Source organism: Marinobacter sp. LV10R510-11A, from assembly GCF_900215155.1.
Lineage (GTDB): Bacteria > Pseudomonadota > Gammaproteobacteria > Pseudomonadales > Oleiphilaceae > Marinobacter.
Genome location: NZ_LT907980.1, coordinates 1,951,011 through 1,969,937, shown reverse-complemented (window position 1 = coordinate 1,969,937; position 18,927 = coordinate 1,951,011). Strand labels below are relative to the sequence as shown.

Here is an 18,927-nt window from a genome sequence, read left to right as displayed (position 1 = left end):
AAAAAGGCGAAGCGGGGCCTGTTTGATCAAACTGTTTGTCCGGCCGCCACTCCGGAAGCCCATGCCCATTGAAAGTTGTGCCCGCCCAGATGGCCGGTTACGTCCACAACTTCGCCGATAAAGTACAGGTTTGGGTGATCCAGCGCGGCCATGGTTTTTGATGAAAGCTGGCGGGTGTCTACCCCGCCCAGTGTAACCTCAGCAGTCCGATATCCTTCTGTTCCCGCTGGCTTCACCGTCCACTGGCCCAGAGTATCTGCAATTTGCTCAAGGTCGTTGTTTCTATAGCCTTGAAGTGGGCCTTGCCAATCATAAAGCTCGTTAAATGCCTGCGCGAAGCGTTTGGGCAGGTGCTGGGCGAGGTATTGAGCCACGGTGGACTGCGGTTTTTGTTTGCGCAGGGACGCCAGATCTTCTTGGATATTGCGTTCCGGTAGCAGGTTAATGGTCAGTGGATCGCCGGGCTGCCAGAAACTGGAGATCTGCAACATCGACGGCCCACTCAGGCCCCGGTGTGTGACCAGCATGGGTTCACGGAAGTGGTGATGGTTGCAGGCTGCTTCTACCGGGCAACTAACGCCAGACAATGGTGCTAGTTGCTGTTTCAGTTCTGGGTGCAGGGTGAAGGGCACCAGCCCGGCCCGGGTGGGCAGAACCGTGAGGCCGAACTGCCCGGCGATCTCGTAACCGAATCCTGTGGCGCCCATGGTCGGAATGGACAAACCGCCGCAGGCGATAACCAGGGATTCACAGGTTAAACTGCCAGAGCCAGTGTTCACGCGGTAGTGTTCAGCCTCTTGGGCAACGCTCTTAACGTTGGTCTTCATGCGAATCTCAGCGCCCGCCCATTCGCATTCCGTCAGCAACATGGCGACTATATCTTTAGCGCTGTCCTTGCAGAACAGTTGGCCGGCGGCTTTTTCTTCGTGCTCTATGCCGTGGCGCTCAACAAGATCCAGAAAGTGCTGCGACGTATAGCGTTTAAGTGCAGAAATGCAGAAGGGCGGGTTGTCTGATAAAAAATTGGCAGGCGTGCTGTTGAGATTGGTGAAGTTACAGCGCCCGCCACCGGACATGAGAATCTTTTTCCCAGGCTTGTTTGCGTGATCGAGTACCAGCACCTTGCGCCCGCGATAGCCTGCTGTGGCGGCGCACATAAGCCCAGCGGCGCCGGCCCCTATGATGATCAGGTCGTATTGGTTGCTGGAACTTGCCGTCATTACTGCCCGCCCTTTAATATATGTGGCGGGCAGTATATCAGCCTCACGCAAGGTGTACGGTTGCTTCTATATATGCACGGCTCCTTCCATATAAAACGCAGCCTGTCCCGCAATGGCAACACGGTCACCTTTCAACTCACAGCGCAAAAAACCACCACGGGCTGAGAGTTGCCGAGCCTCGAGCTTGGTTTTGCCGAGTTTTTGCGCCCAGTAGGGCACCAGAACGCTGTGAATCGAGCCAGTAACCGGGTCTTCATCAAGACCCATGCCGGGCGCAAAGTACCGGCTGACAAAGTCGGCGGTTTCACCAGGTGCAGTGATGATCAAGCCCAGATTGTCGAGCTCTTTTAGCATCCGCATATCCGGCTGCGCAGCTTTCACGGCTGCCTCGTTTTCCAGAACAACCATGTAGTTGGCGTCGCTGGGTACGTAGAAGGCCGTGGTTGGCGCGCCGTCAAGGGCGCCGCTGAGAAGTGCCGGTGTTTCCCGCTCCTCAATAGGAAGGTTGGGGAAGTCTAGAATCAGCCAGTCGCCCGGGGCTTTTTGGACACCCAGTGGTCCGCTTTTGGAGTGAAAACGAATGTGCTCCGCAGGCCAATTCAGCTTATTGAAAATAACCCATGCGCTGGCCAGAGTGGCATGCCCGCACAGAGGCACCTCGATACTCGGAGTGAACCAGCGGATATGGAAGTCAGAGCCCTCAGCGCCAGGCTCGCGCACAAAAAATGCAGTCTCCGACAGGTTGTTCTCTGTGGCCAACGCCTGCAAGGTCTCGTCTGGAAGCCATGTTTCCAGCGGCATGACAGCGGCCGGATTACCCTTGAAAATCTCGCTGGTAAAAGCGTCTACCTGATAGATGGGGTAACTCATGTACTGTTCTCCGGCAGCAAACGCTTAGCATAGTGGCGGGCTTTGTAGCTGGCAAATTGTGCCAGTTCGCGCTCACTGTAAAAATGTAGCTCGGGTAGCGGATTACGATGTGTTACTACCCAGTGCTCGTGGCCCGGCTGGCTGACAGAAAAACCAAGATCTTCAAGCCACCGGTAGCTGATGTATAACCCGCCCCCATACAGGGAGGGAACGTTTGTCTGAAAACCAAAAAGATTGTTCCGGGTTGCGGCGAGGCCGTGAGTGGTGGCAATGCCCATAATGAAGCTCCTTCTTCTGTTTGCGATGTTGTTATTGTCCTCCCATGCTGACAGGCATAACAGATTCAGATAACCTATTTTTGAACCGGTACAGAATGCATTTATAGTAATCTGTACCGGTAGGTTTTTCAGGTATCTGTACTGTTCTTCTCAGATGCCAATCTGTTGCAGCAAAGGGTGGGGCAAGCAGGATGGGCGTTCTATATAACCAAGTGGCAGACAGGCTTCAGGCACTGATTCAGGAGGGCGTGTATCGAGACGGCGATCGCCTGCCGGGCGTGCGGGTGCTGAGCAAGCAGCTTGGGGTCAGTATCTCAACGGTATTGCAGGCGCATCAGACACTAGAGGCTCGAGGCTATCTTCTAGCCCGGGAACGTAGTGGTTACTTTGTGCGCCTGCCAGTGGTCGATGCCCCAGAGCCTGTTATGCATAAGCATCGCAGCCGCCCAGTACCCGTCAGTGCCCGTGAGATGGCTCTGGATTTGTGCGCCGATGAGCGAAAGCGCATGGTGCCTTTAGCCACCGCAGTTCCCCATGCGGACTACCTGCCGTTGCGCCAGATACAACAGAGCACAATTTGGGCGGCCCGGCGTGGCCTTGAAACCTTGGATTATGCCTTTCCCGGCAAAGAGTCATTCCGAAGGCAAATTGCACAGCGTATGGCGGCTGTGGGGGTTCCTATTACGCCCGATGACGTACTGGTTACCAACGGTGCTCAGGAAGCCATTATTCTCGGCTTGCGTGCGGTTACGAAGCCCGGCGACATAGTGGCGATCGAGTCACCGTCGTTTCCCGGAATTCTGCAGGCGTTAGAGGTGGTTGGGTTACGGGCGATGGAAATTCCTACGCATCCGTCTGAGGGCCTTAGTCTCGAAGGTCTACAGTTGGCCTTGGAACAGTGGCCGCTGAAGGCTTGTGTGGTGGTGACCAACCACAGCAACCCCATGGGCGCCAGAATGCCCGATGAGCGCAAGAAACAACTGGTGTCGATGCTGGCTGCCGCGGGAGTACCGTTGATTGAAGATGATATATACGGCGATCTTTACCACTCCGGCGAAAGGCCCAAACCCGCGAAAGCTTTTGACCGCACAGACAACGTCATTTACTGCAATTCCTTTTCAAAAACCATTTCTCCGGGCCTAAGGCTGGGTTGGATGCTGCCTGGGCGCTACATGGCCAGTGCCAGACAACACAAATATTTTGCTAACCTGGCTACGTCTTCCATTCCGCAATTGGCCGTTGCCCATTTTTTGGAGCAGGGTGGTTATGATCGTTATCTGCGTTGTGCACGACAGAATTACCGCGAGGCAGTAGAGCGCATGCGTACTGCGGTGGCACGGTCATTCCCTGCTGGCACGGCAGTAAGCCGGCCCCAAGGCGGTTTTGTGCTCTGGGTACAATTGCCCGCTGGTGTTTCGGGCACCCGGGTTTACCACCGTGCCAGGGCGGAGAATATCAACGTGGCACCGGGCTTGATGTTCTCGATTTCAGACAAGTTCGAGTCCTGCCTGCGACTGAACGGTGGCAACCCCTGGAGCGAGCGGATCGACCAGGCAATCGCAAGGCTTGGCGCGCTGACTCATGAGGAGCAAGCCAATAATATTGGTGTATAGTCTTTGCTCAATAATACGTTACAGAGGACCACATAATGACCTCAATTTTCGATCAGGGCCTTGCCCCCGTTGATGCGAACTACGCCGTTCAATCCCCAATTGATTTTATTGAACGTACTGCCAGTGTGTATCCGGATTTCCCCGCCATTATCCATGGGGCTATCCGCTACACCTGGTCGCAGACCTACGATCGCTCACGGCGCTTGGCGTCGGCATTGAAAGGGCGTGGCATCAATCGGGGCGATACCGTAGCCGCCATGCTGCCCAATATTCCAGCCATGGTGGAGTGCCATTTCGGTGTACCGATGATTGGCGCGGTCTTGAACGCGTTGAATATACGTCTGGATGCAGAAGCCATTGCTTACATGCTGGAGCACGGTGAAGCGAAGGCTGTGATCGCAGATCGGGAATTCGGTGAGGTGGTTCGCGAGGCCGTTAGCCGTATGGACAACAAGCCACTGATCATCGATGTCGACGATCCGGAATACGGCGAGGGTGTTCAGGTCAGCGATCTGGACTACGAAGCCTTCCTGAACGAGGGCGATCCGCAGTTTGAATGGAAATTCCCCGAAAACGAGTGGGATGCTATATCGCTGAATTACACTTCCGGAACCACCGGTAACCCCAAAGGTGTGGTGTATCACCATCGTGGTGCCTATTTGAACGCCCTGGGCAATCAAACCGTGTGGTCCATGGGTATGCACCCGGTGTATTTGTGGACGCTGCCGATGTTCCACTGCAATGGCTGGTGCTTCCCTTGGACCATTACCGCCATGGCAGGCACCCATGTGTGCCTGCGCCGGGTAGATCCGGTGAAGATCTTGCAGTTGATCAAAGAACACCAGGTCACCCACATGTGCGGTGCGCCCATTGTGCTGAACGCATTACTAAATGTGCCGCCCGAGGCCAAAGCAGGTATTAACCACGAAGTCCGTTCCATGATCGCGGGCGCGGCGCCTCCGGCTCAGGTAATTGGCGCGGTTGAGGAAATGGGCATTAAGGTGACTCACGTATACGGCCTAACGGAAGTCTATGGGCCGGTAACGGTGTGCGCTTGGAAATCCGAGTGGGACGAGCTGCCGCTGCATGACCGTGCGACGATTAAAGCCCGCCAGGGCGTTCGCTATCACACGCTTGCGGGCACCATGGTCGGTGACATCAACACGATGGAGGCGGTTCCCAAAGATGGCAAAACCATTGGAGAGATCTTCCTGCGCGGTAATACCGTGATGAAGGGTTATCTGAAAAACCCAAAAGCTACTGAAGAAGCTTTCCGCGGCGGCTGGTTCCACACCGGCGACCTGGCTGTGTGGCACGAAGATGGCTACATGGAAATCAAAGATCGCCTGAAGGACATCATTATTTCTGGCGGCGAGAACATTTCCACCATTGAAGTTGAGGGTGCGCTTTATCGACACCCCGCCATTCTGGAGGCTGCCGTGGTGGCGCGCCCGGATGAAAAGTGGGGCGAGACGCCCTGTGCGTTTGTCACCCTAAAACCGGAAGCAGGAGACGTGAGCGAAGAGGAGATTATAAGCTTCTGTCGCGAACACCTGGCCCGTTTCAAGGTTCCGAAAACCATCGTGTTCTCCGAGCTGCCCAAGACATCGACGGGCAAGATTCAGAAGTTTGTACTCAGAGATCAGGCCAAAGCTCTGGAGTAATGTGCTGACAGAATGTCATTTCGTGACAAACTGTCCGGTTATGACGTCCAACCCTTCCTTTGCTCAGGCGTTCAGGTTTAAATTGGATGAAGTGATGAATTTTCATCCAATTTTCACGACTGGTTGCACTATAACAAAATCAGGAGGCAGTCATGACCGTCAGTTCCACTCCCGAGGGGGTGTCCGTTAAGCCACGGCACTTGCACTTTGATGTCAGCGAAGAGCTGAAAACGCTCTGGCACGGAGATAATGCTTTCCGGACGGCGTTCTTTAATGCGCTATCGCTTCAGTTTCCGGATGGCGAACAGCAATTTATTAACGCGGTGCGGCTATACCAAGGCAAGGTTGATGACCCGAAACTGAAAGCCGAGATTCGTGGTTTTATCGGGCAGGAAGCGCTGCACAGCCGCGAACACAAAGCCTACAATGAGGCACTTAAAGCTCGGGGTTATGACATTGAAGGGTTGGATCGCCGTTTCCGTAAGCATATGGAGTGGGTTGGAAAGCTATCACCCAGCCGACAACTAGCAGGTACATGCGGCGCAGAGCATTACACGGCGGTACTGGCCAATGCTATTCTAAGCCACCCCGAGTGGCTGGAAGGCGCAACGCCGGTTATGGCTAAGCTCTGGCGCTGGCATGCCATAGAAGAAACCGAACATAAATCTGTGGCGTTTGATGTGTACCGGGAGTGCGTCGGTAACGAGCGCCTGCGGCGCATTATTTTCCTGTTTGTGACTTGGAACTTCTTCAAATACACCTTTCTCAACACCTGCAGTCTGTTGAAGGCCGACGGCAAGCTCTGGAACCTTCGCACCTGGATGGGCGGGTTCAGTTTTCTGTGGGGCAAGCCTGGCATTTTACGAAAGTGCCTGCCTGAGTTTCTTGCGTATTTTCGCAAGGGTTTCCATCCTTGGCAGCAGGATAACAGGGCATTGTTGGAGAAAAATCTCCTGGAACTGGACAGGGGAGGCCCGTCATGCGAGTTGGTCTGATCGTTGATTCGGCGTGTGATCTACCCCACGAATTCAGTCGCAAGCACGACTTGTTCATTCTCCCCGTTACGGCGGTTATTGATGGAGAAACCTACATTGATGAACACGACCCTGTAAGAACCCAGGAGTTTTATCAAAAAGGGCTTCTGGAGAAAGGGCGTCACGCAGAAACCCACGCCTTCACTACGGATCAGATTTACGATCTGTTCATGGAGAAGATTGTTCCCCAGTTTGATGTGGCCATCTGTGAAACGGTCACCCGAAGCCGTAGCTTGATTTACCAGAATGCTACGGAAGCCATGAACAGCGTGATGGCCAATCATGAACAAGTGCGCTCTGCTTCGGGCCGTGAAGGCAAGTTTTCCATGCGCGTGATTGATAGCAAGCAGATCTTCGCAGGGCAGGGTTTGCTAGCAGCCCACACGCTCCGGCTGATCGATCAAAAGCTTTCTAAAAATGCGCTGCGAAATGAGGTGGAGCGGTTCTCAGATAAAATATACACCTGCATCATTCCCCGGGATCTTCACTATATTCGCGAACGCGCTAGGCGTCGCGGTGATAAAAGTGTGTCGGCAGTGGCGGCATTTTTGGGCAAAGCTTTGAACATCACGCCGGTGATATTCGGGCAGGGTGTGCAAGGCCAGCCTGTTGCCAAGACCCGCAATTTTGGTATGGCGGTGGAAAAGGTGATGAATTATGCCACTGCCCGCGTTGAGGCTGGGCTGCTGACTCCCTATGTGAGTTTGTCCTGCGGCCTGAGCTGGGCAGAGATCGAAGATTTACCCGGCATAAATCAGCTTAGAAATGCCTGCGAATGCAATGGCGTTGAGCTCCTGCTATCGCAGATGGGTATTACCAGCAGCATCTATGTTGGCCCAGGTAGTTTATGCCTGGCGCTTGCGGCAGAACCTCACGGCTTTAACGATTACCAGTAATTTTCTACATACGCGGCTACCAAAACCATGACCAGTAAAAAGATCGATCCAGCCAGTCAGTTGCTTGAACTGCACGTAAAGCATGAAATGGCCTCGCTGAAAGGCGCAAAACTACACAAGTTTTTGAAACAAGAAGTGGGTGAGCTTCTTGATCATGCCAGTAGCGTTACGTTGAACCGTGTAGCCTCACAAAGCCAAGTGATGGAGACCATTCAGCGTGTTGTTGTAAACATGGAACTGGATGCGGGCATTCCGGAGCTGGCGGGCGAAATGGCAACCCAGGTGTTGAACTCGCCGGTTCAGGCACAGACAACGCTGGGCGAAATCATCACCCGGGAGCAGGCCACCGGCTTTGTGGAGGAAATACTTCAGCTGAGGCATCAGCGCGAGCGGGTGATCAGCGAAATCATGGCACACCCGGTCTACCAGGAACTGATCTCGAACGTGGTCTATCAGGGTGTGGTCAATTACCTCTACGAAGACAACCTGATTACCAAATCGGTACCCGGCGTTGGCTCCATGATGAAATTTGGCAAGCGAATGGCCAACAAGGCTGTTCCTGGGCTGGATGAAACCTTTGAACGCCGGTTCAAGGCCTGGCTTTCAGATAGTTTGCCAGGAATTATCGGCCGCAGTGAGCAGTTCCTACAGCGGGCGCTTTCTGATGACGAAGTTCGGGATACGGTGATGGCGGCCTGGGTAGCCGTCGAAGATAAAACGATTGCGCAGTTGCACGAAGGGCTGGGCGATGTTGAGCTGCAGGAGTTTGTGGTGCTGGGCTATGAGTTCTGGCTGCAGTTCCGGAAAACTGCCTACTTTGAGGGTTGTACCCGGGCCGTGGTTGCGCACCTGTTCGTAAAATATGGCGATCGGCCGCTCACCGACCTACTCGGCGACGTTGGGGTTACCCGTGAGGTAATCATGGCAGAGGTAGACGCCTGGGCCATTCCGGTTATAGACGTGCTTCGGGAAGAGGGCTATGTTGAGGCACTTGTGCGCCGGCGGCTTTCAGCCTTTTACAAATCCGCGGCGGCACGCAAACTCCTGCAGCCGGAATCATAACGTTTACTGCCTGCTATTGATCAGGCATTCAGAGCAGAGCGAGCGCATAAAAAAAGGGAAGCCGGAGTAGGCTTCCCTTTTTTTGTTAAGGCTTAAGCTATAGCTCTAAGCCTTGCTGGAATTATCTTTCCAAGTATTTAAGCTTGTTGGGCTTGCCATCCCATTCTGCGGCATCTGGCAGCGCGTCTTTTTTCTCGGTAATGTTGGGCCATTTCCCCGCCAGATCGGCGTTGATTTCTACGTACTGCTCCTGATCGGCTGGCAGTTCGTCTTCCGAGAAAATAGCTTCAACCGGGCATTCCGGCTCGCACAATGCACAGTCGATACACTCGTCGGGGTCGATTACCAAAAAGTTCGGCCCTTCGTAGAAGCAGTCTACCGGGCACACTTCCACACAGTCTGTGTGTTTGCACTTGATGCAGTTATCAGTAACGATAAACGCCATAATCAGATCCCTGGTCCAGTGGTCAATCTCATCCGGAGCTTGTGGTCTGGCTCCATGGTTATATTTTAATGGGCGATATTGTAGGGAGCCACCCGCACAGCCGCAAGCGTTTGGCTGCTATAACCTTATTACCCAGAGCAACTTCCTGTCAGTTTTTCAATAATCCCTTCAATTCATACAGCCGATTCATAGCGTCTCTGGGTGATAACCCGTCTAGGTCGAGATCCTGCAGGGCGTCTTCCACGGCGCTGGGCTCTGCACTGGAAAACATATCACCTTGGTAGACGGTTTGGCTGGGCGTTGCCGGCTGCTTTTGCCCCGCCTCAGCCACCGACGCGTGCCTGATGGAAGTGGACACGGCGCTGCCTTCCAGCAGTCTTAGCTGTGTTTTGGCGTTATGTATAACATTCTGCGGCACGCCGGCCAGCTTTGCCACCTGCAGGCCGTAGCTCTGGCTGGCTGGGCCTTCGTGCACGTTATGCAAAAACACAATGCTGTCGTCGTGCTCAGTGGCTGTCAGGTGCACGTTTACTGCGAGCTCAAGATCGTCCGCCAATTGTGTGAGCTCAAAGTAGTGTGTAGCAAACAGGGTATAGCAGCGAATTTCTTTTGCCAGATGCTCTGCCGTAGCCCAGGCCAAAGACAAGCCATCAAACGTACTGGTTCCGCGGCCTACTTCGTCCATCAGCACCAGGCTGAACTCGGTGGCGTTGTGCAGAATGTTGGCAGTCTCTGTCATTTCCACCATAAAGGTAGAGCGCCCGCCGGCAATGTCATCTGATGAGCCCATGCGAGTGAAAATGCGATCCACCGGCCCCAGTACGGCACGGTTTGCGGGCACAAAACTCCCCGTGTAGGCCAATAGGGCGATCAGCGCTGCCTGGCGCATATAGGTGGATTTACCGCCCATGTTAGGGCCAGTAATAACCAGCATTCGCCGCTTTGCGTCCATCAGCAGGTTGTTGGGTACGAAAGGCTCATCAAGAAGTTGCTCCACCACCGGATGGCGGCCACCCTCAATATCAAATCCCGGCGAATCGCGGAATTCGGGAGCGGCAAAGCGCAAGGTGGTGGCACGCTCAGCAAAGTTGCTGATCACATCCAGCTCTGCCAGTGCCTGGGCCGCGTCTTGCAGCGGCGCGAGCTGCTCTGCCACCGCCTCCAACACTTCATCGTAAAGGGCTTTCTCTCTGGCCAAGGCACGGCTTTTAGCGCTTAGGGCTTTGTCTTCGAATACTTTCAGCTCCGGTGTGATAAACCGCTCCGCGTTTTTCAGCGTTTGGCGGCGAATATAATCAACCGGCGCTTGAGCCGACTGGGCCCGGCTGATTTCAATGTAGTAGCCGTGCACCCGGTTGTAGCCAACTTTCAAGGTGCTGATGCCTGTGCGTTCACGTTCCCGGGTTTCAACATCCAGAAGGTATTGGCCGGCGTTTTCACTAATATTGCGCAGCTCGTCCAGTTCTTCGTCGAAACCCTCGCGAATTACACCGCCCTCCCGGATCACAACCGGGGGATTATCGATAATGGCGCGCTCCAGCATGTCTGCCAGCTCGGGATACTCGCCAATCACGTTGGCCAATTCGACGATGTGGTGGGAGTTGACCGGCTTTAGTGTTTTCTGAAGTTCGGGCAGAGCTAAGAACGCATCTCGCAGACGGGCGAGATCTCTGGGGCGCGCCGAACGAAGGGCCACACGGGCCAGAACACGTTCAATATCGCCGACTGTTTTAAGCAGGCTGTGTACCGGTTCGTAATGGAAGCCCTCAAGCAGCGCAGATACCGCTTGCTGGCGCCGCTGCACCACGTCCACATCCCGCAGCGGTCGGTTCAGCCAGCGCCGTAGCTCCCGGCCGCCCATGGACGTTGCGGTTTTATCCATCACCCAGGCTAGGGTGTGCTGGTGGCCGCCCATGAGGTTGACGTCAATTTCCAGATTGCGGCGGCTGGTGGCGTCCAGAATGACCGCTTCGTCGCGGCGCTCCTGGGTCAGCTTTCGTATGTGGGGCAGGGCGGTGCGCTGGGTTTCTTTTGCATACTGTAAAAGGCAGCCGGCTGCACAAATGGCAAGGCCGAGGTCGTCGCAGCCAAAACCAATGAGGTCGCGAACCTGTAATTGCTGAGTAATGACCCGGCGCGCCGTGTCGTATTCAAACAACCAGGGCCCCTGACGACGAACGCCGGTAAGGCCAGCAAGCACATCCTGAAACGGGAAGTCCTCACTGACCAGTATCTCCGCAGGGCGCAAGCGCTGCAGTTCCCCCTGCAGGGCTTCCAGGCTGTCCAGCTCTGAAACTACAAACCGACCGCTGGAGATATCCAGTGATGCAAAGCCGAACTGCTCGCGATGATGGAATATGGCGGCCAACAGGTTGTCGCGGCGGTCTTCCAGGTAGGCGTCATCACTCAAAGTGCCGGGTGTAACGATTCTGACTACCTGACGATCAACCGGCCCCTTGCTGGTTGCCGGGTCACCGATCTGTTCACAGATCGCGATGGATTGACCTGCTCTGACCAGCCGTGCAATGTACCCTTCGGATGCATGAAACGGGATGCCTGCCATGGGAATGGGGTTACCGCCGGACTGGCCCCGGGCTGTGAGGGTAATATCCATCAGCTCTGAGGCTTTTTTTGCGTCTTCATAGAACAGCTCATAAAAGTCCCCCATGCGGTAGAACACCAGCTCATCCGGGTGCTGACCCTTGATCTTGAGGTACTGTTGCATCATTGGGGTGTGCAGGGGTTTGTTGTTCTGAGCTACTGACATGGACGAGTCCGAATAATCTTGCTTTGGGTGAAGCCACGGATTGTAAGAAAATAACGCCCGTGATGGAACGAAGGAGAACATTATGCCTGCCAGTGACCACGAACTCGAACATGCAGGAAGCCAGTTGGCTGAACAGCTATTGGCAGCGGGCCACACTCTAGCAACCGCAGAAAGCTGCACCGGTGGCTGGGTTGCTAAGGTATTGACAGACAAGGCGGGCTCTTCCGCCTATGTGGTGGGTGGTTTGGTTACGTATAGCAATGATGCCAAGCAAGCACTACTTGGGGTTACCGATGCCTCCCTAGCTAACCATGGCGCCGTAAGTGAGCCGGTTGTGCGCGAGATGGTCGCTGGGGCATTGGCCACAACCGGCGCGAATTTGGCGGTAGCTGTTAGCGGTGTGGCTGGGCCAGGTGGCGGCAGTGAACTGAAGCCTGTAGGCACGGTTTGGTTCGCTTGGGGCAGTAGCGTTGCGGCCACTGAAGCAGTGGTTCAGTATTTTAGTGGCGACCGTGATCAGGTGCGGCGCCAAGCGGTTCTCTTTGCCCTGCAAGGCGTTAGCGGGTTTTTGGGAAAAGCCTGAGTGTTTTCACAATAACAGGGGTTGGCCTCCTTCCCGGGGTGTGTTTTAATACTGTTCAAATATACAGGGAATTCTGCTGAAACCGCTGTGCAGGTTCCAATTCATTATCTCTCCGCCGGCTTGTATTATCTCGCGGGTGGCCAAGGCAACAGAGGGTTTGCACTGATGGAAGACAACCGCAAAAAAGCATTGAGCGCAGCGCTGAGCCAGATCGAGCGCCAGTTCGGCAAAGGCGCAGTCATGAAAATGGGCGACCAGCCTCGCGAAGCCATGCCTGCGGTCTCCACCGGCTCTCTCGGGTTGGACGTTGCTCTGGGCATAGGCGGCCTGCCTTACGGACGGATTGTTGAAGTGTACGGGCCTGAAAGCTCCGGTAAAACAACACTGACCCTCCAGGTTATCGGGGAAGCACAGAAAGCGGGCAAAACCTGTGCTTTCATTGATGCCGAACACGCCTTGGATCCTATCTACGCAGAAAAAATCGGTATTAACGTAGACGAACTCCTGGTTTCCCAGCCGGATACCGGGGAACAGGCTCTGGAGATTGTCGACATGCTCGTGCGCTCCAACGCGGTAGACGTCATCGTTGTTGACTCCGTTGCCGCCCTTACACCGAAAGCTGAAATTGAAGGCGAAATGGGTGACAGCCACGTTGGTCTACAGGCCCGCCTGATGTCCCAGGCTCTGCGTAAGCTCACGGGCAACGTGAAGAACTCCAACTGCCTGCTGGTCTTTATCAACCAGATCCGTATGAAGATCGGCGTGATGTTTGGCTCGCCCGAAACCACCACCGGTGGTAACGCCCTGAAGTTTTATGCTTCCGTACGCCTTGATATTCGGCGCATCGGCGCTGTAAAAGAGGGCGATGAAGTAGTGGGTAATGAAACCCGCGTTAAGGTCGTGAAGAACAAGGTAGCTCCGCCTTTCCGGCAGGCCGAGTTCCAGATTCTTTACGGCAAGGGCATTTATCAATTGGCTGAAGTGCTCGATATGGGCGTTAAAGAAGGCTTTGTGGATAAAGCAGGCGCTTGGTATGCCTACAACGGCGATAAAATTGGCCAGGGCAAAGCCAATTCATGCAAGTTTTTGGAAGAAAATATGGACATTGCCAAGGAAATTGAAGCCAAGGTACGTGACAGGCTGATGCCGAAGCCGGTTTCCAAGAAAGACGCGGCGGCGGCCGCGGAAGAAGCGAGTAGCGAGCTGCTCTAAAATATCGTGGGGGGGTGCGTTATGGATCGTAAAAAGAAATTGCTTATAGTTTCTCATGCGCCTTCTCCGAATACCCTCACCCTGCGCGAAGCGGTCGCGCAGGGTGCAGGCCATGAAGATATTGAAAACGTAGAAGTAACCGTGCTGGCGCCACTCGATGCCGGTCCAGATGACGTTCTCGCCTGCGATGCCATTATCCTCGGCACTACTGAAAACCTAGGTTATATGAGCGGCGCTCTCAAGGATTTCTTTGACCGCAGCTACTACCCCTGCCTGGAGAAAACGGAAGGACTGCCATTTGCCTTCTACATTCGAGCCGGGCTTGATGGCACGGGCACCCGAAGGGCGATTGAGTCGATTACTACGGGGTTACGCTGGCGTTTGGCCCAAGAGCCACTTATCTGCAAAGGTGATTTTCAATCGGAATTTATCGTCCAATGTGAGGAGCTTGGTCTCTCAATGGCTGCCAGCTTGGATGCTGGAATAATCTGAGTTGTACCTCGGTCACCTCTCATCTTCGCCCCAATAGTGTAGTGGTCAAATTTAGTTGACCACTACACACCGCGTAGCGAACGCGGTGGGCGTGAAATTCCTTAATTAAAACTTCAGTTGGCGTAATCGCGCGCGAAAGCAGCCAGTGACGTCGTCAAGTCATTTTCGGCAATCGCCGCGCCAATGCTGCGGAACTTCCAACTGTTGTCGTTTCGATACACGCTACCCATGATCATGCTCACTTTTCCCGAAAACGTTGGGTCGTTGGCCACATCAAACGTCGCAAATACGCTGCCGGTGCCGGCTTTGCCGTTGTGGATGCGAATACCGGCAAAGGGGATTACGCCGAAGTTTTGCTGGGAAAAAGAATTCAACACCAATGCCAGCGTGGTTACGTTACCAGGCACCTTATTCAAGTTAATTTGAATAACTTCATTGTCCTCGCCATCATCGCCACCGGTGTCGCCCACGCGGTCATCACCGCTATGCTGGATCGATCCACACTTAGATTTTAGCTGACGAAACCACACTGTATCGACCAAACTGCCGTTGGCATCAAACATGCCAACCGAGGCGTCCAGGTCGACAGCGACATGTTTTTTGCCGCCGAAAAAGCCTTTCTTTTCGATCGCGCCCCAGTTAACACCGATTTCGATGTAATCCAGGGTGCCGCCACCTTCCTTCTCAAGACTGATGCGCTGACCTTTTGCGAGATCAATAGACATACAAGTTACTCCATTTGAGCGTTAATGCCGACCAAAAAAGTTCTTCGGCGTTGTGGGTACATTTTTAAACGGTAAAGGATGTTGAATTAGTGAGCTTAATATTGCAATTCCCCGGCGTCGGATGGTTAAGGGATGGCTTGTAATGAGGCAATGCGTTTAGCCCAAGGGGTATGGCAAGTCGCCTCCAACATCTGGCCATTGTCTTTAAGCACGGCGTCACTCGTGTTGAGCAGAGCATGGGCCTGTTGCTGTTGGCGGGCTATTGCTTGCGCAAAGTGCTCTTCAACCAACGCCAGCTGCGCCGGATGGATGCAGGTCTTGGCGTAAAATCCCCAACGAATGTCCTGTGCCACCTCCCGAGACAGCGTGTCGGGCTCACTGATCAAGTCGCACACAGGGGCCGCTAACTCGAATCCCGCTGGGCGAAAAATAGTGATCAGCCGCTCTATGGTAGAGCGTAAGGGCGTGTCATAGATCGTTTGCCCTGGTTGGCGCTTAAGGCCTATGGCACCTAAAAGATCGTTAGCGCCAATACGTAGCGCGATAACCGGGTTACATAAGGCTTCCACCGCTTTAAGGGTGGCGATAGCGGTATCTTCACGAAACAATGACGGGGTTTCTAGGGTTGGCATGATGGCCAATGATGGATGGCCATCAAGCGCTTCACGCCACGCGGGCATCGCGGTGTCGTCGAATTTTGGAATGACAACTCCATCAATGCGCGACACGGCGTCAGTCGATTCAAGTAACTGACGCAGCACAAAGGGATTGCGAGGCCTTACAAAGCGTAGAAACGGCACCTCTTTCGGCGCGGCCTTTAAGGCTTTTATCAGTCGATGCACGGCCCAGGCGACGGCATCGGGTGCCACTGAATCTTCCGTGCACAGGATGATTGATCGAGCGTCATAACAGCCTAGGGCCAGAATCTGCTCCAGAGATTTGTGCGTGGCGGGCACATACAGCGATGCCCCCAGATCGCCATAACGCGGATTGGCCATTAGTGAGCCTCCGTGCGCGCAAGAGTTTTGATTAATGAACACGCATGGAAGGGCATGTGGGGGCATACGTCTACAGGCACGCTTTTTTCCTCAGCCAGCAGCATTAAGTGTTCAACATCGGGGTGACTAGCATCGCGCACTATCAAGAGGGCGGGGACGCGTCGCAGCATGACCCGAGTGGCCTCGGCGATGCCAGGCTTGATGTGATTGATATCGTTGATGCCATAATCGCGCTGTATCTGGCCGAGCATTTCTTGCATCAGGAACCGCTGGCGTGTGAGCTCTCCTTCTGAGGGCAGCGTGGTGCCTTCCGTGTGCTGGCCTAAGTGTTGGGCAACTCGCTCAATAAACGCCCGAGTTTGATCGTACTTTGCCAGATCGCTATAGATGACACAGCCATGAAAGGCGCCAGTAGGTACTTGATGGTTCAGTACCGAGCGCGACACGAGACCTGACACCGTTGCGTTAAGTATTCCTGAAGGTATTGCATAATCCTCGCAGGTAGCAGCGTAATCGGCCGTCCCGCCAATATCAGAAATGACCGCCAGGCGGGGCTGAATAGTGCTCTTGCCCTTAGCGCGGCGGGTATTGTTGTAACGCGTCATGTCTGAGCGCAATTCTCGGGTAATGACGCCCTTTGCCGTCCAGGCATCGACAAAGACAGTGCGTTTAGCATCAACCCCTACCTGGTCTAGTAGGTAATCTAATGCTGTGGTGTCGATTCCGCGATCACGAATAATGGACACGCTGAAGTGATGGCACGGCTGGTCTTCATAATCCACCAAAGCGCGCCGCAGTAACGCGCCAGCAGGCGTGCCAGCACGCACCAAGCTGACCAGGGTAATGGGTGAGGCGCTATAACCTAGATCGCTCACCAGCTGTTGAGCGAGCTGACGTACTTCTCGAGCGAGCCTCGGTGCGTAGCGATCGCAGAGTGTCTCGAACAACGCCAGATAGCGCGGGCTTGGCGCGGCCTCACGATGGATCATTTCGCTGTAATGTGCTTGGCCTGTTTGTATTCTGCGTTCCTTCTCCTCAATAGAGAGATACTCCGCCTCGATCGGGGTGAGAAGGAATTGGCAATCCTCTGGCTGGTAAGAGCCGTGCAGGGGTGTGAGCGGGGCCAAAGCGGTCATTGGTTGAGATCCTTCAAAGAGTTCCAGAGTTGGCTGCGAGTCGGTATGACGGCCATGTCGCTTATGGTCATGAAACGAAGATCAGATAAGCTGTCCCCAAGCGCGATTAACGTGTCCTCGGGCTGGCGCTGGATCACCTCTTCAAGCAAAAAACGGCATGCTTCGGCTTTGCAGGTATAGGGTGGGCGCAAAGCGGCATTTCGGGTGTTGGCATGCAGCGTCAGCCCATGAGCATGCGCAATGCGCGACAGCAGCCCGTGTACCTCCACCGGTAGTGTCTCAGCTGCTTTAATCGATAAATATACCGGCACTGATAGGTCTTCTAGCTGTCGCAGCGTGAACTGCAGGTGCGGATATTCACGCGGCAATGCCTCGCAGAGATCAGCACAAGCTCGACTAATCGCTAAGCGAGCTCCCTTCAGCTGTGGCGCCAACCGCGACTGCCATACGGGCAGTACTTTTCCTTCGTAGGTAACCAGTGCGCCATGACTCACCACGGCATAGCCACCAGGAAAGGGCAGAGACACACGGTCTAGCGCATAACTGGTTCTTCCGGTCACCGGAATAATGAGATCAGCCGCGCCACTGAATAAGTCCCATAGGGTGCGTTGCTGATGCGTTTGAAAGGAGAGTGGTGCACCATGTCCATCCACCGCAGCCAGCTTTACGCGGGCCGCGTCATCAGGCAATGACCGTTCGCTTGCGAACAAGGTATCGTCAAGATCCGTTAGAACGATCAGTCGGCCGCGACTCAAGCCAATTGCTCCTGCGTTTCATCCGAATGCTGACGGTGTGATGCTTCAAGCGTGTGGCTTAGGTGAGGCAAGCCAATGCCATCAAAGGCCAGGGGTACACGTTCCAGCGGCGGATTATAGACGAAGTGGGTTTTACTGCTGTCGCCCGGAGCTGGGTGTTCAAGTCTATTCACCACCTCATCACCGAGTGCGATGGGTGAGCGGGTCGAACTCTGAAATAACATATCCATCCCGGCAGTTTCCAGCGCAAGCGCAATCCGGAAGGGGGTGTCCAGAAACTCTCCCATGCCATAAACAACATGTGGCTTGTTGATGTTGAAAGGGCGTGAGATTAGTTCGTCAGGCAGTAAAGCCTCGCAAATACCAAATATTTTGCCATAAAGGCCATGTCGTTCCAGCGGGAGAGGAGCAGGCTCTTGATGGCGTTGTGCTATTAGCGCATCGCAGAAATCAACATCAACATTATCCGGCAAGACGGCCTGATAGTCCTGGGCGGCGGTGAAGATAAAGGTTCCAGCCATCAGTTGAACGAATTCAACCTCGATGTGATGAGGCAACAAGGCCAATAACTGCGATCGTGCTTCATCATCCAGCCAGCTCACTAACGATACTATGTGCAACCGCCTAATACGGGAAAGCTCAGGTTGCGCCACTAAGGCATGAGCCAGTTGCGCCAGGGTGCGCCCCGTTGATATCTCATCATCGACCAGCACAAGGTCTTCGGTGGTTTGGACGGCCAGACACGCATCGCCCTCAAGGCGGGCCATGTGCATCGTATCGGCGTGTGAGTGTGCCTCTTGGATACGAAGCCAGGGCTCAGGTACCAAGAAGCGAGTCGTGTGCTGAAACACACTGTATTCGTGAAGTCTGCCTAGGTGGCGTGCGACTCCGGCGCCTAAGCCCACAGCCGTTTCGGCCATGCCGACGACATAAGCGGAGTCGCCACGTAGGTTGATAGCCACGGCCAATTCGGCGTGAATACTGTCCATCTTTGAGGGGCGAACCGGGATGTGTTTGCCCAGCACGCGGGAGACAAACAGGTAGCCGCGGCGAGGGTTCAGCCGTGACGCAAAGGCAATCAATTCGTCGAGGCGGTGGCCGTTTTCGGTCAACGTAATTGTTAAGCGACCAGCCTGGATGTCTTTAATCAATCTTTGCGTACTCATAGCCGAAATTC

At 54.4% G+C, this 18,927-nt stretch carries 18 protein-coding genes; 8 read left to right on the top strand and 10 right to left on the bottom strand.

Annotated elements, in window-relative coordinates:
* Positions 1 to 26: 26 nt before the first annotated feature.
* The 3 genes from CPH80_RS09415 to CPH80_RS09405 all read right to left on the bottom strand — a co-directional run bounded on the left by CPH80_RS09415 (position 27) and on the right by CPH80_RS09405 (position 2,368).
* A complete protein-coding gene (locus CPH80_RS09415) occupies positions 27 to 1,220 on the bottom strand; it encodes an NAD(P)/FAD-dependent oxidoreductase (protein ID WP_096281528.1) in 1,194 nt (397 codons plus the stop codon).
* A 66-nt stretch (positions 1,221 to 1,286) separates the two neighbouring features.
* Positions 1,287 to 2,090, bottom strand: a complete 804-nt coding sequence (locus CPH80_RS09410; protein WP_096277215.1) for a PhzF family phenazine biosynthesis protein — start codon at positions 2,088 to 2,090, stop codon at positions 1,287 to 1,289.
* Complete coding sequence (locus tag CPH80_RS09405; RefSeq protein ID WP_096277213.1) at positions 2,087 to 2,368, bottom strand: hypothetical protein; 282 nt, start codon at positions 2,366 to 2,368, stop codon at positions 2,087 to 2,089. Before CPH80_RS09405 ends, CPH80_RS09410 begins: the two co-directional genes overlap by 4 nt.
* 191 nt (positions 2,369 to 2,559) lie before the next feature.
* On the opposite strand from CPH80_RS09405, the gene CPH80_RS09400 reads away from it, so the two are divergent.
* The 5 genes from CPH80_RS09400 to CPH80_RS09380 all read left to right on the top strand — a co-directional run bounded on the left by CPH80_RS09400 (position 2,560) and on the right by CPH80_RS09380 (position 8,637).
* A complete protein-coding gene (locus CPH80_RS09400) occupies positions 2,560 to 3,981 on the top strand; it encodes a PLP-dependent aminotransferase family protein (protein ID WP_096277211.1) in 1,422 nt (473 codons plus the stop codon).
* Between the two features lie 35 nt (positions 3,982 to 4,016).
* A complete protein-coding gene (locus tag CPH80_RS09395) occupies positions 4,017 to 5,645 on the top strand; it encodes an acyl-CoA synthetase (RefSeq protein ID WP_096277209.1) in 1,629 nt (542 codons plus the stop codon).
* 152 nt (positions 5,646 to 5,797) lie between these two features.
* Positions 5,798 to 6,640 carry a metal-dependent hydrolase gene (locus tag CPH80_RS09390; RefSeq protein ID WP_096277208.1) on the top strand — a complete coding sequence of 281 codons (843 nt, stop codon included), beginning with the start codon at positions 5,798 to 5,800 and terminating at the stop codon, positions 6,638 to 6,640.
* Positions 6,625 to 7,575, top strand: coding sequence for a DegV family protein (locus tag CPH80_RS09385; protein WP_096277206.1), 951 nt, complete (start codon positions 6,625 to 6,627; stop codon positions 7,573 to 7,575). The genes CPH80_RS09390 and CPH80_RS09385 overlap by 16 nt, the downstream gene beginning before the upstream one ends.
* Positions 7,576 to 7,602: 27 nt before the next feature.
* A complete protein-coding gene (locus CPH80_RS09380; protein WP_096277204.1) occupies positions 7,603 to 8,637 on the top strand; it encodes a hypothetical protein in 1,035 nt (344 codons plus the stop codon).
* Between the two features lie 121 nt (positions 8,638 to 8,758).
* Here CPH80_RS09380 and fdxA read toward each other — a convergent pair whose 3' ends face one another.
* Positions 8,759 to 9,082, bottom strand: coding sequence for a ferredoxin FdxA (gene fdxA / locus CPH80_RS09375; protein ID WP_096277202.1), 324 nt, complete (start codon positions 9,080 to 9,082; stop codon positions 8,759 to 8,761).
* Between the two features lie 148 nt (positions 9,083 to 9,230).
* Positions 9,231 to 11,849, bottom strand: a complete 2,619-nt coding sequence (gene mutS, locus CPH80_RS09370) for a DNA mismatch repair protein MutS (RefSeq protein ID WP_096277200.1) — start codon at positions 11,847 to 11,849, stop codon at positions 9,231 to 9,233.
* A gap of 82 nt (positions 11,850 to 11,931) precedes the next feature.
* On the opposite strand from mutS, the gene CPH80_RS09365 reads away from it, so the two are divergent.
* From CPH80_RS09365 to CPH80_RS09355, 3 genes are all read left to right on the top strand, one after another.
* Positions 11,932 to 12,432, top strand: a complete 501-nt coding sequence (locus CPH80_RS09365; protein ID WP_096277199.1) for a nicotinamide-nucleotide amidohydrolase family protein — start codon at positions 11,932 to 11,934, stop codon at positions 12,430 to 12,432.
* Positions 12,433 to 12,597: 165 nt separating this feature from the next.
* Entirely contained in the window at positions 12,598 to 13,644 is a 1,047-nt protein-coding gene (gene recA / locus CPH80_RS09360) for a recombinase RecA (RefSeq protein WP_096281526.1), read from the top strand.
* Between the two features lie 21 nt (positions 13,645 to 13,665).
* Positions 13,666 to 14,136, top strand: a complete 471-nt coding sequence (locus CPH80_RS09355; protein WP_096277197.1) for a flavodoxin family protein — start codon at positions 13,666 to 13,668, stop codon at positions 14,134 to 14,136.
* Positions 14,137 to 14,249: 113 nt separating this feature from the next.
* Here the strand turns inward: CPH80_RS09355 and CPH80_RS09350 are convergent, their stop codons facing one another.
* The 5 genes from CPH80_RS09350 to CPH80_RS09330 form a co-directional block, all read right to left on the bottom strand.
* Complete coding sequence (locus tag CPH80_RS09350; RefSeq protein ID WP_096277195.1) at positions 14,250 to 14,861, bottom strand: TerD family protein; 612 nt, start codon at positions 14,859 to 14,861, stop codon at positions 14,250 to 14,252.
* A gap of 125 nt (positions 14,862 to 14,986) precedes the next feature.
* Entirely contained in the window at positions 14,987 to 15,859 is an 873-nt protein-coding gene (locus CPH80_RS09345; RefSeq protein ID WP_157746879.1) for an aldolase/citrate lyase family protein, read from the bottom strand.
* On the bottom strand, positions 15,859 to 16,995 hold the full coding sequence (locus CPH80_RS09340; RefSeq protein WP_096277191.1) for a cysteine protease StiP family protein: 1,137 nt from the start codon (positions 16,993 to 16,995) through the stop codon (positions 15,859 to 15,861). Before CPH80_RS09340 ends, CPH80_RS09345 begins: the two co-directional genes overlap by 1 nt.
* Entirely contained in the window at positions 16,992 to 17,750 is a 759-nt protein-coding gene (locus CPH80_RS09335) for a hypothetical protein (RefSeq protein WP_096277189.1), read from the bottom strand. The genes CPH80_RS09340 and CPH80_RS09335 overlap by 4 nt, the downstream gene beginning before the upstream one ends.
* Positions 17,747 to 18,916: a phosphoribosyltransferase domain-containing protein gene (locus tag CPH80_RS09330; RefSeq protein WP_096277188.1), complete on the bottom strand. Its 1,170-nt coding sequence runs from the start codon at positions 18,914 to 18,916 to the stop codon at positions 17,747 to 17,749. Before CPH80_RS09330 ends, CPH80_RS09335 begins: the two co-directional genes overlap by 4 nt.
* Between the last annotated feature and the right edge of the window lie 11 nt (positions 18,917 to 18,927).

Excerpts from the sequence above, each read along its gene's own strand:
- mutS (WP_096277200.1), bottom strand. The coding sequence starts at position 11,849 with ATGTCAGTAGCTCAGAACAACAAACCCCTGCACACCCCAATGATGCAA.
- CPH80_RS09400 (WP_096277211.1), top strand. The coding sequence starts at position 2,560 with ATGGGCGTTCTATATAACCAAGTGGCAGACAGGCTTCAGGCACTGATT.
- CPH80_RS09365 (WP_096277199.1), top strand. The coding sequence starts at position 11,932 with ATGCCTGCCAGTGACCACGAACTCGAACATGCAGGAAGCCAGTTGGCT.
- CPH80_RS09345 (WP_157746879.1), bottom strand. The coding sequence starts at position 15,859 with ATGGCCAATCCGCGTTATGGCGATCTGGGGGCATCGCTGTATGTGCCC.
- CPH80_RS09350 (WP_096277195.1), bottom strand. The coding sequence starts at position 14,861 with ATGTCTATTGATCTCGCAAAAGGTCAGCGCATCAGTCTTGAGAAGGAA.
- CPH80_RS09415 (WP_096281528.1), bottom strand. The coding sequence starts at position 1,220 with ATGACGGCAAGTTCCAGCAACCAATACGACCTGATCATCATAGGGGCC.
- fdxA (WP_096277202.1), bottom strand. The coding sequence starts at position 9,082 with ATGGCGTTTATCGTTACTGATAACTGCATCAAGTGCAAACACACAGAC.
- CPH80_RS09410 (WP_096277215.1), bottom strand. The coding sequence starts at position 2,090 with ATGAGTTACCCCATCTATCAGGTAGACGCTTTTACCAGCGAGATTTTC.
- CPH80_RS09380 (WP_096277204.1), top strand. The coding sequence starts at position 7,603 with ATGACCAGTAAAAAGATCGATCCAGCCAGTCAGTTGCTTGAACTGCAC.
- CPH80_RS09340 (WP_096277191.1), bottom strand. The coding sequence starts at position 16,995 with ATGACCGCTTTGGCCCCGCTCACACCCCTGCACGGCTCTTACCAGCCA.
- recA (WP_096281526.1), top strand. The coding sequence starts at position 12,598 with ATGGAAGACAACCGCAAAAAAGCATTGAGCGCAGCGCTGAGCCAGATC.
- CPH80_RS09395 (WP_096277209.1), top strand. The coding sequence starts at position 4,017 with ATGACCTCAATTTTCGATCAGGGCCTTGCCCCCGTTGATGCGAACTAC.
- CPH80_RS09330 (WP_096277188.1), bottom strand. The coding sequence starts at position 18,916 with ATGAGTACGCAAAGATTGATTAAAGACATCCAGGCTGGTCGCTTAACA.
- CPH80_RS09355 (WP_096277197.1), top strand. The coding sequence starts at position 13,666 with ATGGATCGTAAAAAGAAATTGCTTATAGTTTCTCATGCGCCTTCTCCG.
- CPH80_RS09405 (WP_096277213.1), bottom strand. The coding sequence starts at position 2,368 with ATGGGCATTGCCACCACTCACGGCCTCGCCGCAACCCGGAACAATCTT.
- CPH80_RS09390 (WP_096277208.1), top strand. The coding sequence starts at position 5,798 with ATGACCGTCAGTTCCACTCCCGAGGGGGTGTCCGTTAAGCCACGGCAC.
- CPH80_RS09385 (WP_096277206.1), top strand. The coding sequence starts at position 6,625 with ATGCGAGTTGGTCTGATCGTTGATTCGGCGTGTGATCTACCCCACGAA.